Origin of the sequence: Bradyrhizobium macuxiense (assembly GCF_001542415.1) — a bacterium.
Lineage (GTDB): Bacteria > Pseudomonadota > Alphaproteobacteria > Rhizobiales > Xanthobacteraceae > Bradyrhizobium > Bradyrhizobium macuxiense.
On the sequence record NZ_LNCU01000088.1, the window covers coordinates 86,609 to 101,299 of the forward strand.

The 14,691-nt window shown below is 65.1% G+C and carries 15 protein-coding genes; 8 read left to right on the top strand and 7 right to left on the bottom strand.

Translation table 11 applies throughout. The features are described from left to right. Positions 1–81: 81 nt before the first annotated feature. A complete protein-coding gene (locus AS156_RS25800) occupies positions 82–999 on the top strand; it encodes an MBL fold metallo-hydrolase (RefSeq protein ID WP_066510309.1) in 918 nt (305 codons plus the stop codon). A 63-nt stretch (positions 1,000–1,062) separates the two neighbouring features. Here the strand turns inward: AS156_RS25800 and AS156_RS25805 are convergent, their stop codons facing one another. Both AS156_RS25805 and AS156_RS25810 read right to left on the bottom strand, forming a co-directional pair. After that, a complete protein-coding gene (locus AS156_RS25805; protein ID WP_066510311.1) occupies positions 1,063–1,917 on the bottom strand; it encodes a DUF1499 domain-containing protein in 855 nt (284 codons plus the stop codon). A 164-nt stretch (positions 1,918–2,081) separates the two neighbouring features. Next, on the bottom strand, positions 2,082–3,710 hold the full coding sequence (locus tag AS156_RS25810; protein ID WP_066510312.1) for a fatty-acid--CoA ligase: 1,629 nt from the start codon (positions 3,708–3,710) through the stop codon (positions 2,082–2,084). 75 nt (positions 3,711–3,785) lie between these two features. Here AS156_RS25810 and AS156_RS25815 point away from each other — a divergent pair, with 75 nt between their 5' ends. Beyond that, on the top strand, positions 3,786–5,006 hold the full coding sequence (locus AS156_RS25815; RefSeq protein ID WP_066510314.1) for an extensin family protein: 1,221 nt from the start codon (positions 3,786–3,788) through the stop codon (positions 5,004–5,006). 24 nt (positions 5,007–5,030) lie between these two features. Here AS156_RS25815 and AS156_RS25820 read toward each other — a convergent pair whose 3' ends face one another. Continuing rightward, on the bottom strand, positions 5,031–5,723 hold the full coding sequence (locus AS156_RS25820; protein ID WP_066510316.1) for a L,D-transpeptidase: 693 nt from the start codon (positions 5,721–5,723) through the stop codon (positions 5,031–5,033). Between the two features lie 342 nt (positions 5,724–6,065). Here AS156_RS25820 and AS156_RS25825 point away from each other — a divergent pair, with 342 nt between their 5' ends. Beyond that, positions 6,066–7,043 (top strand): magnesium transporter CorA family protein, encoded by a 978-nt coding sequence (locus AS156_RS25825; protein WP_066510319.1) that lies wholly within the window; start codon positions 6,066–6,068, stop codon positions 7,041–7,043. A 141-nt stretch (positions 7,044–7,184) separates the two neighbouring features. Next, positions 7,185–7,406, top strand: coding sequence for a hypothetical protein (locus AS156_RS41175; protein WP_245313066.1), 222 nt, complete (start codon positions 7,185–7,187; stop codon positions 7,404–7,406). A 239-nt stretch (positions 7,407–7,645) separates the two neighbouring features. Here AS156_RS41175 and AS156_RS25830 read toward each other — a convergent pair whose 3' ends face one another. Beyond that, on the bottom strand, positions 7,646–8,398 hold the full coding sequence (locus tag AS156_RS25830; RefSeq protein WP_066510320.1) for an SDR family NAD(P)-dependent oxidoreductase: 753 nt from the start codon (positions 8,396–8,398) through the stop codon (positions 7,646–7,648). A 97-nt stretch (positions 8,399–8,495) separates the two neighbouring features. Beyond that, positions 8,496–9,137 (bottom strand): pyridoxamine 5'-phosphate oxidase, encoded by a 642-nt coding sequence (pdxH, locus tag AS156_RS25835; protein ID WP_066510322.1) that lies wholly within the window; start codon positions 9,135–9,137, stop codon positions 8,496–8,498. A gap of 150 nt (positions 9,138–9,287) precedes the next feature. Between pdxH and AS156_RS25840 the strand changes: the two genes are divergently transcribed. Together AS156_RS25840 and AS156_RS25845 are read left to right on the top strand one after the other, a co-directional pair. Then, positions 9,288–9,656, top strand: a complete 369-nt coding sequence (locus AS156_RS25840) for an RT0821/Lpp0805 family surface protein (protein ID WP_347336646.1) — start codon at positions 9,288–9,290, stop codon at positions 9,654–9,656. Between the two features lie 136 nt (positions 9,657–9,792). Continuing rightward, positions 9,793–10,752 carry a DnaJ C-terminal domain-containing protein gene (locus AS156_RS25845; RefSeq protein ID WP_066510324.1) on the top strand — a complete coding sequence of 320 codons (960 nt, stop codon included), beginning with the start codon at positions 9,793–9,795 and terminating at the stop codon, positions 10,750–10,752. Positions 10,753–11,129: 377 nt separating this feature from the next. Here the strand turns inward: AS156_RS25845 and AS156_RS25850 are convergent, their stop codons facing one another. Together AS156_RS25850 and AS156_RS25855 are read right to left on the bottom strand one after the other, a co-directional pair. Next, a complete protein-coding gene (locus AS156_RS25850; protein WP_066510326.1) occupies positions 11,130–11,894 on the bottom strand; it encodes an anti-sigma factor family protein in 765 nt (254 codons plus the stop codon). A gap of 66 nt (positions 11,895–11,960) precedes the next feature. Continuing rightward, positions 11,961–12,449, bottom strand: a complete 489-nt coding sequence (locus tag AS156_RS25855) for a sigma-70 family RNA polymerase sigma factor (protein ID WP_066510327.1) — start codon at positions 12,447–12,449, stop codon at positions 11,961–11,963. A gap of 268 nt (positions 12,450–12,717) precedes the next feature. On the opposite strand from AS156_RS25855, the gene AS156_RS25860 reads away from it, so the two are divergent. Together AS156_RS25860 and aroC are read left to right on the top strand one after the other, a co-directional pair. After that, positions 12,718–13,317, top strand: coding sequence for a histidine phosphatase family protein (locus AS156_RS25860; RefSeq protein ID WP_066510329.1), 600 nt, complete (start codon positions 12,718–12,720; stop codon positions 13,315–13,317). A gap of 194 nt (positions 13,318–13,511) precedes the next feature. After that, positions 13,512–14,600, top strand: coding sequence for a chorismate synthase (gene aroC, locus AS156_RS25865; protein ID WP_066510331.1), 1,089 nt, complete (start codon positions 13,512–13,514; stop codon positions 14,598–14,600). Positions 14,601–14,691 lie beyond the last annotated feature (91 nt).

Consider the following 14,691-nt stretch of genomic DNA (forward strand, 5'->3'; position numbering starts at 1 on the left):
GAGCCGCATTCTTTTCGCTCACTTCGAGATTCCGGGTTCAGCCCTACCGGGCTGCCCCGGAATGACGCCAGGGAGGTCTCCATGGCCGACAACGACGACATCCCGTTCAACCGCGATTTTCCTCTGAAGCCCGGCGTGGTCGAAGAGGTCCGCCCCGGCATACGCCGCGTCCTCTGCAACAATCCGAGTCCGTTCACCTTCACCGGCACGGTCAGCTACATCGTCGGCCAGGGCAAGGTTGCGATCATCGATCCCGGCCCCGATGACGAGGCGCATGCGAAAGCGCTGCTCGATGCGGTCAGGGGCGAGACGGTGACGCATATCCTCGTCACCCACACCCATCGCGACCATTCGCCGAATACGCCGCGGATCAAGGCTGCGACCGGTGCGCCCGTCTACGCCGAGGGGCCGCATCGCGCCTCGCGGCCACGCTTCGAGAGCGAGAAGCATAATCCGGAATCCGGCGCCGACCGCGATTTCCGTCCCGACGTGCAGGTGAAGCATGGCGATGTCATCGAATGCGCGGGCTTTGCGCTGGAGGCCGTCGCCACGCCTGGCCACACCGCCAATCATCTGGCGTTTGCCTGGGCCGAGCGCAGCATCAATTTCGTCGGCGACCATGTGATGGGCTGGTCGACCTCGATCGTGGCGCCGCCGGACGGTTCGATGATCGACTACATGGCCTCGCTGGAGCGGCTGGAGCAGCGGCCCGAGCAACTGTATTTCTCGGGCCATGGCCCGGAGATTCCGGAAGGCCCGCGCTACGTCCGCTTCCTGGCACGTCACCGCCGGGCGCGCGAGACGTCGATCCTGCATCGCCTCGGCAAGGGCGAGGCCGACATCCCGACCATGGTGCGCGCGATCTATATCGGGCTCGACCCGCGCCTTGCCAATGCCGCCGGCTATTCCGTGCTGGCGCATCTGGAGGATCTGGTCGGACGCGGGATTGTCGTGACCGACGGCGATCCCGTGATCGGCGGGACGTATCGGCTGGCGTAAGCACTCCCTCCATTCGTCTTTCCGGGCTCGCGCTGCGCGCGCCCCGGAATGACGAGGTAGGGATTATTTCTTCACCGTCTTCGCAGGCGCCTTCGGCGCAGGGGCCGGAGCCTTCCTCGCCGGTTTTGAATTGTCGTTGTCGACCGCGGTGTTGAGGTCCTCGATCAGCTTCGTCACCCGCGAGGCGTTGCTGCCGAGATCGGCGTCGAAGTAACGCGAGGCGGAGCGGATATCGACGCGCGAGTCCTCGCCGTCGGGCACCACCCGGATCGAGACGTCCTCGCGGAACCCCATGATCGGCGTGCGCGCCACCGCCTCGATGCGGCCGACGTTGCGCGGCGGCTGCGGTGCGCGCTCGTCGATGACGAGCCATTTGCGGCGGTTCACCAGCCGCAGCGTGATATCGAAGGCACGGGTGGCCGATGCTTCGAGGTCGACGGTCTCGATATCGGGATAGGCCTTGCGCTGCTGCTCGGCCGAATAGAGGCCGGCATAGACGGCCGGATTGGTGCCTTCACCGGTGCGCAGGCGCGCCAGCGCCTCGAATTTCGGCGGGTCGATCGGATCGGTTGTGACGTCGTAGATCCGCGGCAGCTTGCGGTACTGATAGAGGAGGTAGGCGGGGTAGGCGAGGACGGCGGCGTCGATCAGGAGCGCGAACAGAATCCGGCCCATGCCGCGGGTGCCGTTCTGCCAGATCGCCGCGAAGGCGCCGAGGCCGACCAGGATCGACAGCCCGGCGCAGCCCAGCGCGCCGAAGAACGTTGCCAGCGCCGGCTTCACTTCCAGGAAGCCGAAGCGGACGATGAGGATCGAGACCAGCACCGCGACGACGGAGAAGATGGCGAGGTTGCGTGACCAGGTGGCGAGGCCGGACACGGGCTCCTGCTGGTAGGGAGCGGCAAACCTGCGCGCCATCGTCGAGAAATCTCCCGGTTGAGATGTGCCGGGGCGACCAATGCCGCCGTGACTGACCCGTGTGAGACCACGGACCTGCGGCAAATTCAAGGGAATTCGGGGACCACCTTCGCTCGCAAGTGCGAGCGCACCCTCTCCCACAAGGGGAGAGGGTGACAACGAGGCTAGGCCGCAGCAGTCGGGAGCGTGTAGTCCTTGAACTGGTCGCGCAGCGCCGTTTTCAGGATCTTGCCGGTTGCGGTGTGCGGAATGCCGTCGACGAAGGCGACGTCGTCGGGCATCCACCATTTCGCGATCTTGCCGTCCATGTACTTCAGGATGTCCTCGCGCGTCGCGCTCTGGCCCTGCTTGAGCTGCACGATCAGGAGCGGGCGCTCGTCCCATTTGGGATGATGCACACCGATCACGGCTGCCTCCGCGACCGCCGGATGGCCGACCGCGAGGTTCTCGAGGTCGATCGAGGAAATCCATTCACCACCGGACTTGATCACGTCCTTGGAGCGGTCGGTGATCCGCATGTAGCCGTGTTCATCCATCGTGGAGACGTCGCCGGTGTCGAAATAACCTTCATCGTCGAGGATCTTGGTGTCGACACGGAAATAGGCCTTGGCGATCGCGGGGCCGGAGACCTTGAGACGGCCGAAGGTCTTGCCGTCCCACGGCAGCTCCTTGCCGGAATCGTCGGTGATCTTCATCTGCACGCCGAACGGCGGGTAACCCTGGGTCTGCAGGATGTCGAGCCGCTCCTCGCCGGTACGTTCGGAGAATGGCGGCTTCAGCGTCGCGAGCGTGCCGAGCGGGCTCATCTCGGTCATGCCCCAGGCGTGGCGCACCTGGGTGCCCATGTCGAGGAAGGCCTTGATCATCGAGCGCGGCATCGCCGAACCGCCGCACACCACCATCTGCAGATCCGGCAGCTTGACGTTGTTGGCCGCCATGTATTGCAGCAGCATCAACCATACCGTCGGCACGCCCGCGGTATGGGTGACCTTCTCGGTGGACATCAGTTCATAGACCGAGGCGCCGTCGAGCTTCGGGCCGGGCATCACGAGCTTGGTGCCCATCGAAGGCGCGGAGAAGGCGATGCCCCAGCTATTGGCATGGAACAACGGGACCACCGGAAGCATTGTGTCCGCGGCGGAGGTGCCCAGCGCGTCCTTCGAGTTGGCCATCAGCGCATGCAACACGTTGGACCGGTGCGAATAAAGTACACCCTTGGGATCGCCCGTCGTGCCGGAGGTGTAGCACATCGCCGCCGCGGTGTTTTCGTCGAAGGTCTTCCACTGGAACTTGCCGTCGGACGCCGCGATCCAGTCTTCATAGGCGACCGCGTTCTTCAGCGTGGTCGGCGGCATGTGCGCCTTGTCGGTCAGCACCACGTAGCGCTCGACGCTCGGCAGCTCACCAGCGATCTTCTCCAGCACCGGAACGAAGGTGAGGTCGGTGATGACGATGCGGTCCTGGGCGTGGTTGACGATCCAGGCGATCTGCTCCGGAAACAGCCGCGGATTGACCGTATGGCAGATCGCGCCGATCCCCATGATGCCGTACCAGACTTCGAGGTGGCGCCAGGTGTTCCAGGCGATGGTGGCGACGCGGTCGCCGAGCTTGATGCCGTCGCGCTCCAGGCTTTGCGAAACCTTCAGCGCGCGCGCATGGATTTCGGCGTAGGTCGTACGATGAATGGGGCCTTCGACCGACCGCGTCACGACTTCCTGCGTGCCGTGATATTTCGCGGCGTGCTCGATAATCCTGTGACACAGCAAGGGCCAATCTTGCATCAAGCCAAGCATACGCAAATCCCTCCTCAATCCTCACGCATGATCTGCCGGCATCTTGGCGGCCGGCAGTAAAATCATGGAACTGACATGAACTGTAGCGCGGAGAAAGCAAGCCGAAAATGGGCTGATGGCGCGTTTCGTCGCGGGGGCGCGGCAATGGTTACCGCCGCCGCGACGGTTACCGCCGCCGCGACGCTGCTCTGGCTTGGCATGCAAGCCGGGCCGGCGGAGGCCGCCCGGCGTTCGGTTGGCTTTCCATGGAATGATCTGTTCCGCATTCCGACGGCGAAGCCGCGTGCGGTTAAACGCCGTGCGGCGGTGCCGCTGCCGAAGCCCCGCCCCGCCGAGGCGCCGGCTGCGGCCGAGCCGGAGCAGCCGGCGGCCAAGACACAGCCCCCGGCTGCGACGGCCAAGCCCAAAGAGGCTACCACGCCCACTGAGCCGGCGAAGCCGGAGGAGGCTGCCAAGCCGCCTGTCACAGCCGCGCCTCAGCTCTCGGCCTGCCGGCAGGCGCTGACCGAGGACGTCGCGATCGCACCAAGCATTCCCGACATCCATGGCGCCGGTGGCTGCGGCGGCGAGGATCTGGTGCGGCTGGAAGCGATCGTGCTGCCCGACAAGCACAAGGTCGCGGTGAAGCCCGCCGCGGTCCTCCGTTGCAAGATGGCAACCGCGGTCGCGGACTGGGTCCGGTCAGACGTCGCGCCGCTCGTCGCGGGGCTCGGGAGCACGATCAGCGATCTCGACAATTTCGACTCGTTCGAATGCCGCGGCCGCAATCGCGTCGCCGGCGCACCGCTCTCCGAGCACGGCCGCGCCAATGCGCTCGACGTGCGCGCCTTCAAGCTCGCCAACGGCAAGTCGATCGCGCTGACCGACCGCGCAGTCCCGCGCGCCTTGCGCGAGACGGTCCTGCATTCGGTCTGCGCCCGCTTCTCCACGGTGCTCGGTCCGGGCTCGGATGGATATCACGAGGACCACATCCATCTCGACCTGATGGAGCGACGCAACAACTACCGGATCTGCCAGTGGAACGTGTACGACCCGCTGCCGCAGGTCGCGCCGTTGTTGCCGGCCGCACGCCCGGACGATGCGCCGCCCCGCGAGGTCGCGGCCAAATCTGATCAGACCAAACCTGACGAGACCAAGTCAGGCACGCCAAGCGCTGCGAGCGGGAAGCCGGGTGCGGCGACGTCGGGCGATGCCGGTGCGGCCGACGACGCTGCCGAGACCACGTCGCAGCCGAAGAAACCGCAGCCAAAGAAACCGCAGCCAAAGAAAAAGCGCCGGCAAAGCCGGCGCCCTTGATCTCGTCCGCGATGCTTCAGCGAATCAGTAGGTCGTGGTTCCCATGCCCGTATTGCCGCCGCCGCCCTGCAGCGCCATCTGCGAATTGAACGGGGAGTCGCCGTGCTTCGGCTCCAGCACCACGACCACGGTGCCGAGCTTGACGCGGTTGTAGAGGTCGATGACGTCCTCGTTGGTCATGCGGATGCAGCCCGACGAGATCGACGCGCCGATATATTCCGGCTGGTTGGTGCCGTGGATACGGAACAGCGTGTCCTTGCCGCCCGAATAGAGATACATCGCGCGCGAGCCCATCGGATTGTCCGGGCCGGGTGCGACGTAGGAGGGAACGCCGAGGCGCGAGATTTCGCCGGCGGTCGGGTGCCAGGCCGGCCATTCGGTCATGGCGCCAACCTTCGCGATGCCGGACCAGGCCATCGCCTCTTCGCCCACGGTGATGCCGTAACGGATCGCCTTGCCGTCGTTCAGCACGTAATAGAGGTAGTGGTTGTCGGAATCGACCACGATCGAGCCGGGGGCTTCCTTGCGGTGATATTCGACGATCGCCCGGCGGAACGGTTCCGCAACCGGCGTCTTGACGAAGGTGCTCTTGGCCAGGAGTTCCTTGTCGTGGGGCTTGAAGTTCGCGGTGTTGGTTGCCTCATAGGTTGTGGCCTGCATGCAGCCCGACAACATCAGGCCAGCGGCCAACATTCCCAAGGTAACTTTGAGCGACATGATACAATCCAATCGAAAATCCGCGCTCCAAAGCGCCAAATTTGCGCCCCAAACGCCACGATTCCATTAGTGCCATTATTGCCGAAACCCACCGTCAATCCCAGCGCTTAGATGCTCCTACCGCGTTGCGGGACGCCATCTGTGGCTTTTTTGCCGCAAGTTTTCTGGCGCAGGGGCTGGTTTCTGTGCAAACAGGCAACGGTTGCCGGGTGGCATCATGTTACTTGCCACCCGGCTGCCGTGTGTGTGTGTGGGCGCGTTCGATTCATGTCCCGGTCATGATGAACCAGCCAGAATCGGGCTAAGTCCGCGAGTCTGCCAGCCGTTTCCCGGAGTTCCCTTATGCTGTCGGTGTTCGTTCCTTCCGATGCGTCCCTCAAGAAGGCTGCCACCGCCGACCTGGCGACGCTGCCCGAGAGCGCGGTCTGGGTCGATATGGTGAACCCGACCGTGGAGGAGGACCGGGCCGTCGAGAAGCTCGCAGGGATCGCGGTTCCGACCCGGGAAGACATGCAGGAGATCGAGATCTCCAGCCGCCTCTATATCGAAAACGGCGCGCGCTACATGACCGCGACGCTGATGTGCCAATCCGACACCGACATGCCGCGGACTACGGCCGTCACCTTCATCCTGACCGGCCATCGCCTGGTGACGGTGCGCTACGACCTGCCCAAACCGTTCGCGCTGGTCGAGAACAAGCTGGCGCGTGCCTGCCCGGCCGGCATCGTCGGCGAGATGGTGCTGATGGAACTTCTGGACGCGGTGATCGACCGCTGCGCCGACATTCTGGAGCGCTGCGGCGCCGACATCGACCAGGTCTCGCATGACATCTTCGAGCCCGAGAGCGAGCGACACGGCCAGGCCAAGCGCTACTCGCAGATCCTGATCGCGATCGGCCGCAAGGGCGACCTGACCTCGAAGGTGCGCGAAAGCCTGGTCTCGATCGGCCGCCTCGTTACCTTCCTGTCCGCCGTCGTGGAAGGCGTGAAATGGTCGAAGGACATGCGCGAGCAGCTCAAGACCATGCAGCGTGACGTGGCGTCACTGACCGACCACGCCTCCTATTTGTCCAACAAGATCACCTTCGTGCTCGACGCCATGCTCGGCGTCGTCAATCTCGAGCAGAACAACATCATCAAGCTGTTCTCGGTGATGGCGGTTGTGTTGATGCCGCCGACGTTGATCGCCTCGATCTACGGCATGAATTTCAAGGTGATGCCGGAACTTGAATGGGTGCACGGCTATCCGCTCGCACTGGTCGGGATGCTTGCTGCGGCGGTTGTCCCGTACTGGATATTCAAGTGGAAGAAGTGGCTGTGACGCCTGTTTTTCAACAGCGTGCGTCGCATTTTGGGATTGGGGCGGACTGCCTTATTTCCTCTCCTAAAATTTGAGTGTTGCGCTGAACGTTTGGGCGAAACTTGTCTGCGATAACGCCCGCCTCGAAGCCGGAGGACAGCAATGGTTGAGAAAATCATAACGCCACGGCGTAACGTCATCGACTTTGCGCGCTATCAACAAGACCGCGCAGCAGGCAAGGTGCAGGCGATCTCGCCGAGGCTTTGCCGATACTGTGGCGCTGCGTTGCTTGATGGTGAGGATGACGACGACTGCTCCAGCGCGTTGAACGACATCGCGCTGCAGCCGCTTGAGAAGAAGCCGCGCAGGTTCTACGCGGACTAGAGGCAGAAGCCTCAGAGGCAGAAGCCTCGTTGCGTCGTTGCACGTGCAATCGAAGCAATCCCTGGAGTACGGCCGCGGCGGCGGCCGGGATCGCCTCGTCTCTCTCCTTCCCCGCAACGACGTCCCATCAAATCCCCTGACGCGTTTTCGAGCGACGTGGACGCCGGTTCGCGCGAAGCGGTCGCGTGAAAGCTGCGCTCCGGAGCTTCGGTTCTGACTCAACCAGAACCGAAGATACTCTAGACGTGCTGGCCGCCGTTGATGTGGATCTCCGCGCCGTTCACGTAGGAGCTCGTCTCCGTGCAGAGAACGTAGATGATCTTGGCGACTTCGTCGGGCGTGCCGAGGCGATGCATCGGGATCTGCTGGTCGACGATCTTCTCGGTGCCCGGCGACAGGATCGCGGTGTCGATCTCGCCCGGCGCGATGGCGTTGACGCGGACGCCGACGCGGCCGAAGTCCGATGCCATCTCGCGCGTCAGCGCGGCCAGCGCCGCCTTCGACGTCGCATAGGCTGCGCCGGCGAAGGGATGCACGCGCGAGCCGGCGATCGAGGTGACGTTCACCACGGCGCCCCTGGCGTGCTTCAGTTCCTCGATCAGCCCGCGCGCGATCATGATCGGCGCGAAGAAGTTGACGTGGAAGACGTGGTTCCAGGTTTCGACATCGGTGTCCATGGTGCCGAGCCGTCCGCCGCCCGGTGCCTTCGGCGAGATCGCGGCGTTGTTGACCAGCGCGTGGAGCTCGTCGTTCTCCAGGCGTCTGCGGATTTCGGAGATCGCGCGCACGGTGTCGTCGTGGCTGCCGAGGTCGACTTCGATGTGGTCTTCCGGGCCCGCGCCCCACGGGCACACTTCCGGGAAGGCGTGGCGCGAGCAGGTGATGACGCGCCAGCCGGCGGAGGAGAACCGGATCGCGGTGGCATGGCCGATGCCGCGGCTGGCGCCGGTCAGGAGCAGCGTGCGGCGCGGCGCGTTGGATGACGGAGGCATGGGGACCTTTCAGCGTTGAACGGCGTCGGCGTCCAGAGCGTGATCCGGAAAAGTCGAAACCGGTTTTCCGAAGAGATCATGCTCAAACAAGTTGGCATCAGGGATAGAGCCGCACTTTCGACCACGCGCTGCCGGCGCCGTCGCGGCGGAATTCGACACGGTCGTGCAGGCGGAACGGACGGTCGTGCCAGAACTCGATGCGCTGGGGCGTGATCCGCCAGCCACTCCAGCCCGGTGGGCGCGGCACCTCGCCGATGACGTATTTGGCGCCGACCTTGGCGATCGCCTGCTCGAACGCGAAGCGGCTCTCCAGCGGCTGCGATTGCTTGCTGGCCCAGGCGCCGATCTGCGCCTGCTTCGGCCGCGTGGCGAAATAGGCGTCGGCCTCGGCATCGGTCACCGGCGAAACCGGGCCGCGGATGCGCACCTGCCGGCGCAACGATTTCCAATGAAAGAGTAAAGCGGCCTTAGGATTTGCGGCCAATTCGCGGCCCTTTGCGGAAGCGATGTGGCTGTAGAACACGAAGCCGTCGGCATCGAAGCCCTTCATCAGCACCATGCGCACGTCGGGCAGCCCGTCGGCATCGACGGTGGCGAGCGCCATCGCGTTCGGATCGTTCGGCTCGGACTTCGCGGCCTCCGCAAACCATTCTCCGAACAGCGCGAACGGCTCCTCCGCGGCGGTGAAATCACCCGATGTTAACGGTGTCGGGTGTTTGATGGAGGTCGTGTCGGTCATGTTAGGGGTCCCGATTTGCATCCGCCCGCGTCAGAGAACGCGTTGCTCGCTCTATATAGGGCATGGGGGCGCGTTGGCCTATCGGCGATCCGCCCCGTTGGCGTGGTCGTTACACTGATTCTCATCGGTGTCGGCGCCAGTGGTTGCAGCTTGTCGCAGGTTGATGCCTTCGCCCGCGCCGACGACAAGGATGTGACGGGCTCGATCCGCGCGATGCCGGTCAACGCAGTGGTGGCGCCGACCGACAGCGATCTCGCCTTCGCCCGCAATGCCGCTTCCGATGTGCTGACCAAGGGCGACAAGGATTCCAGCCAGCCCTGGGAGAATCCCCAGACCGGCGCGCGCGGTTCGGTGACGCCGCTGGCCCAGGTCTATTCAGGCGAGGATGGCCGGGTCTGCCGGGACTTCCTCGCGAGCTACGTCAATGGAACCACCGAAAATTGGTTGCAGGGCGCCGCATGCAAGACTGGACGGGGGCGGTGGGAAATCCGTAGCCTGACGCCGTGGAGAAAGTCCTGAGGCCTGTCGGTATTTTGAGGTGGAGCCGGCGCCAGGCTAGTTGCAAAAATGCCACTGAACCCCCAGATGAAGGCAAAGTGGGCCCGGACGGGTTCCCGATTCTGGACCGATTTTTCCCTTGAAGGAGACGTAACGGATGCGCGACCCCTATGACATCTTGGGGGTGCAGCGGAGCGCCAGCGCCGCGACGATCAAGAGCGCCTATCGCAAGCTCGCCAAGAAACATCACCCCGACAACAACAAGAACGATCCGAAGGCGGCCGCGCGCTTTGCCGAGATCAACACGGCCAACGAGATCATCGGCGACGAGGACAAGCGCAAGCAGTTCGATCGCGGCGAGATCGATGCCGAGGGCAAGCCGCGCTTCCAGGGTTTCGCCGGCGGCGGAGCGGGCGCAGGCGGCCGTGCCGGTCCAGGCGGCTTCGAGTACAGCTTCCGCGGCGGCCCGGGCGCGGGCGGCATGGGCGGCGGCAGCTTCGAGGACATCCTCAACAGCATGTTCGGCAACGCGACCCGCGGCGGCCGGGCCGGGCGATCGAGCCCGTTCGAATTCGATGGCGGCGGGGTCGGTCTCGACCTCGACCTGTCCGTTGCCATGACGGTTACGCTGGAGGAATCCGTCAAGGGCGGCGAGAAGCGCGTTCGGCTGCCCACCGGCCGTGAGCTCAACGTCAAGATTCCCGCCGGCGTCGCCGCCGGCCAGCAGATCCGGCTGAAGGGGCAGGGCGAGACCGCGGCCGGCCATCCGCCCGGCGACCTCCTGATCACGATCTCGATCGCGCCGCATCCGTTCTTCAAGGTCGACGGCAACGATCTCAGGATCGATCTGCCCGTCACGCTCTACGAGGCGGTGCTCGGCGGCAAGGTCCGCGTGCCGACGCTCGGCAGCGCGGTCGAATTGTCGATCCCGAAGAACACCTCCAGCGGCCGCACCTTCCGCCTCAAGGGCAAGGGTCTGCCCAAAGCAGGCGCGACCGGCGATCTCTACGTCACCACCCGCATCATCCTTCCCGACGGGAACGATGCCGATCTTGAGGCATTGATGCAGACGTGGCGGGATAAACATCCTTACAATCCGCGCAGCGACCTCGGCTGACACCCGATAGCGCGCTCGAGATGCGAAACTGCACTGCCCCCGGAATCTTTCGGGGTAGAGAGTTCGCATCGCGAGGGCGTCAAAAGTTGGCACACTGCTCCGTCCGATTCTGCGGCGAGCAGACGGTTGGGGCCGCGGACAAGGAAGTGCGGCCTCGAAAGGGGGACCAGCGCGGTACAAAACCCCAATCGAGGCCGCGTGCGCCGATCGGCGGATCGAGCGCAGATCATCTTCGCGTGAGCATCCGGTGCGATATTGAGACGCGCCAATGACGCGATTCGAAACTTTCAATGTCGGAATTGAGACGTTGAGTGAGGCGGGATTCACTCACCGCTTTGCGTGCCGCGCATCGCGTCAATCGCCCGTAGAATTACGGACTATCCTCCGCTCTTCTCCATCTGGTCGTAGACCGCTTGCGCGACTTGCGTCAGGCGCGAGCGGTCGGTGCCGCCGCTGACGACATAGGCGACGCCGCGATCGGCCCAGAACAGCGCGCCGTCATTGCCCTGCACGGCGTACCGCATCTGCGTCGCCTCGGTCTTCGCTTTCGCGGTATAGACCGTGTAGCGCTCGCCCGATGCGCTCTCATACATCAGGAACGACGCCGGCCCGCTCGGCCCGGGCAGCAGCCGGCCGCCGATCAGCTTCAGTCCGGCAAGCTCCGGCGCACGCACGTCCCAGCCGCAGCGCTTGGTCAGCCACGCCTGCAGATGCGCACGCTCGCTGCCGGGCACCTCGACAGGATGGCGCACCTCGACCACGTAGAGCCGGTGCGCATCGAGCGCATCCAGCGTGAAGCTCTGGAAGGTCGACGGCGTGGCGGACGCACCGCGCGCGATCCAGCCGACGCCGCCGCCGGCGACGAAAGCGGCGAGCGTGGCCGCCACAGCTCCGTAGATCCAGCGCCGCGGTTGGCGCACCAGGCGCTCGAGCTCGAGCCGCTTCGGCACCGTCTCGTCGAGCACGGAATCGTACCGCGCGTGCAGCGCATCGGCCATCGTGCGCCACGACTGCACCCGTGCTGCGTCGTCGGGATGCCCCGCAAGCCACGCCTCGACATCGCCGCGGCGTTCGGCCGGCAGCTCGTTGTCGATATAGGCATGCAGTTCGTCTTCGGTGACGGGAATGTTCGGGTCGGTCATATCAGTCGTCTCTGTCAAATCTTGTTCGGAAATCGTTCAAGCGTATCGCCGTCAAAACGCACCGTGTCATTTCACCCGCCTGAGCGCCGGGCGCTCGCCCTCCAGTGAGGCTCTCACATGGGCGCGGGCCCGTGCCAGCCGGGACATTACGGTGCCGATGGGCACGCCCTGGATGTCGGCGACCTCGCGGTAGCTCAGGCCCTCCAGCATCACCAGCAGCAGCACCGCGCGCTGCTCCTCCACCAAGGTCGACAGCGCGCGCTCGATGTCGCGGCCCTCGGCCTCGGTGCCGCTGGCGTCGGCATTGTTGTCGAGCAGCGGCATCAATGGCGGCCGCCGCGCCAGCGAGCGCCGGCGATTCTTGTTCAGGTTGGTCAGGATTGTGTAGAGCCAGCTCCTGAGATCGCCGCCGAGGAACAGCCGCTCCGAGCGCAGCGCCCGCACCAGCGTGTCCTGCACCAGATCGTCGGCGATGTCGGCGTCACGCGCGAGTGCCCGCGCGTAGCGGCGCAGCGCCGGAATCATGGCCTCGACGCTTTGACGAAACGCAGTCATGCATCCCCGTCTTCGATGGTTGCGGCGGCAGCCGCCTTGCCCAACATAACACCCAAATAGCATGCCTATTCCGGCTGCACGGATCTGTGCGCATGTGGCGCGGCGCGGCCGCCGATTTAGGCTGTACCCGGCCCGAGTGCTGGTGTACGTCCACCCCAGATCGGTAGCGAAACGGGACGCCTTATGTCGCAGGTTTCAGGGCTGATGCAGGGCAAGCGCGGCGTGATCTTGCCTGTCTTCTCGCTCAGCAAGGACTAGCTCGCTGCAAATGCCGGTGCCGACGATCTACTATATTCGCCATGGCGAGACCTCGTGGAATGCGGAAGGCAGGCTGCAGGGCGTGCAGGACATCGCGCTGAACGAGCTCGGCCGTCGGCAGGCTGCCCATGCCGGGCGCATTCTCGCCGATCTGTTCGCGCGCGACGGTCGCGACAGGGCGCAACTCGCCTTCGTCGCAAGCCCGCTGGTGCGGGCCCGCGCGACCATGGAGCTGGTGCGCGCCGAGCTTGGCCTGCCGCAGGGCGGCTATGCGCTCGACGACAGGCTGCGCGAGATCGGCTACGGGACGTGGGAAGGCTCGACGCTCAGGGAAGCGCAGGCCGCCGACCCCGCGCTCTATGCCCGCCGGCTGGTCGAGAAGTGGACGGTGTCGGCGCCGGGCGGCGAGAGCTATGTCGAGGTGCAGGCGCGGATGACCGACTGGTACCACTCGGTGAACTCGGACACGGTCACGGTGGCCCATGGCGGCTCCGCGCGGGCGCTGATGGTTGCGCTCGGCTTCGAGACCCCGGCCAGTGCCGCCGATCTCACCATCGAGCAAGGGGCGGTCTACGTGTTCAATGAAGCGGGCCTGCGGAAGTATAGTTAAGGGCGGCATCGACCAGGTCACCGTCATGCCCGGGCTTGTCCCGGGCATCCACGTCTTTCTTCGACGGCGGAAACAGGACGTGGATGGCCGGGACGAGCCCGGCCATGACGAACGCGTTTGACGCTGCGGACCGCGCGCGTTACCAGCTATGTTGACGTACAACGTTAGCTCAAATTCCTAGTAGGCAGCACTCCGTGTCCTTCAACACCTTCGGCCATATGTTCCGCGTGACGACCTTCGGCGAGAGCCATGGGGTCGCGATCGGCTGCGTGGTCGATGGCTGCCCGCCGCTCATCCCGCTCACCGTGGAGGAGATCCAGCACGACCTCGATCGCCGCCGTCCCGGCCAGTCGCGCTTCACCACCCAGCGCCAGGAGCCGGATGCGGTGAAGATCCTCTCCGGCGTGATGGCGCATCCGGAGACCGGCGTGCAGGTGACGACCGGCACGCCGATCGCGCTGCTGATCGAGAACACCGACCAGCGCTCCAAGGATTATTCCGAGATCAAGGACAAGTTCCGCCCGGGTCACGCCGACTTCACCTACGAGGCGAAATACGGCCTGCGCGATTATCGCGGCGGCGGGCGCTCCTCCGCGCGCGAGACCGCGACCCGCGTCGCAGCCGGCGCGATCGCGCGCAAAGTGCTGCCTGATGTGAAGGTGCGGGGCGCGCTGGTGCAGATGGGCCCGCACAAGATCGACCGCGACAAGTGGGACTGGGACGAGATCGCCAGGAACCCGTTCTTCTGCCCGGACAAGGACAAGGCGGCGTTCTTCGAAAGCTATCTCGACGGCATCAGGAAGAGCGGCTCCTCGATCGGCGCCGTCATCGAGGTCGTCGCCGAGGGCGTGCCGGCAGGACTCGGCGCGCCGATCTATGCCAAGCTCGACAGCGAGCTGGCCACAGCGATGATGACCATCAATGCGGTCAAGGGCGTCGAGATCGGCGCGGGCTTCGGTGCCGCCGAACTCTCCGGCGAAGAGAATGCCGACGAGATGCGGACCGGCAACGACGGCACCAGGTTCCTGTCCAACAATGCCGGCGGCATTCTGGGCGGCATCTCGACCGGCCAGCCGGTGGTGGTGCGCTTCGCGGTCAAGCCGACATCCTCGATCCTCACCCCGCGCCGGACCGTGGACCGCAAGGGCGGCGACACCGACATCCTGACCAAGGGCCGCCACGATCCCTGCGTCGGCATCCGCGCGGTGCCGGTCGGCGAGGCCATGATGGCCTGCGTGCTGGCCGATCATTTTCTGCGCCATCGCGGGCAGACCGGCCGCTGATCCCTATATAGTGGCGGTCACTGGAGCGTTTTCGAGTGAAGCCTGTCCCGGACTTGATCCGGATGGACGCCGGTTCGCGCGAGGAAAACGC

Excerpts from the sequence above, each read along its gene's own strand:
- AS156_RS25830 (WP_066510320.1), bottom strand. The coding sequence starts at position 8,398 with ATGCCTCCGTCATCCAACGCGCCGCGCCGCACGCTGCTCCTGACCGGC.
- AS156_RS25815 (WP_066510314.1), top strand. The coding sequence starts at position 3,786 with ATGAACTGTAGCGCGGAGAAAGCAAGCCGAAAATGGGCTGATGGCGCG.
- AS156_RS25860 (WP_066510329.1), top strand. The coding sequence starts at position 12,718 with ATGCCGGTGCCGACGATCTACTATATTCGCCATGGCGAGACCTCGTGG.
- AS156_RS25800 (WP_066510309.1), top strand. The coding sequence starts at position 82 with ATGGCCGACAACGACGACATCCCGTTCAACCGCGATTTTCCTCTGAAG.
- AS156_RS25820 (WP_066510316.1), bottom strand. The coding sequence starts at position 5,723 with ATGTCGCTCAAAGTTACCTTGGGAATGTTGGCCGCTGGCCTGATGTTG.
- AS156_RS41175 (WP_245313066.1), top strand. The coding sequence starts at position 7,185 with ATGGTTGAGAAAATCATAACGCCACGGCGTAACGTCATCGACTTTGCG.
- AS156_RS25845 (WP_066510324.1), top strand. The coding sequence starts at position 9,793 with ATGCGCGACCCCTATGACATCTTGGGGGTGCAGCGGAGCGCCAGCGCC.
- AS156_RS25825 (WP_066510319.1), top strand. The coding sequence starts at position 6,066 with ATGCTGTCGGTGTTCGTTCCTTCCGATGCGTCCCTCAAGAAGGCTGCC.
- AS156_RS25810 (WP_066510312.1), bottom strand. The coding sequence starts at position 3,710 with ATGCTTGGCTTGATGCAAGATTGGCCCTTGCTGTGTCACAGGATTATC.
- pdxH (WP_066510322.1), bottom strand. The coding sequence starts at position 9,137 with ATGACCGACACGACCTCCATCAAACACCCGACACCGTTAACATCGGGT.
- AS156_RS25850 (WP_066510326.1), bottom strand. The coding sequence starts at position 11,894 with ATGACCGACCCGAACATTCCCGTCACCGAAGACGAACTGCATGCCTAT.
- AS156_RS25855 (WP_066510327.1), bottom strand. The coding sequence starts at position 12,449 with ATGACTGCGTTTCGTCAAAGCGTCGAGGCCATGATTCCGGCGCTGCGC.
- AS156_RS25805 (WP_066510311.1), bottom strand. The coding sequence starts at position 1,917 with ATGGCGCGCAGGTTTGCCGCTCCCTACCAGCAGGAGCCCGTGTCCGGC.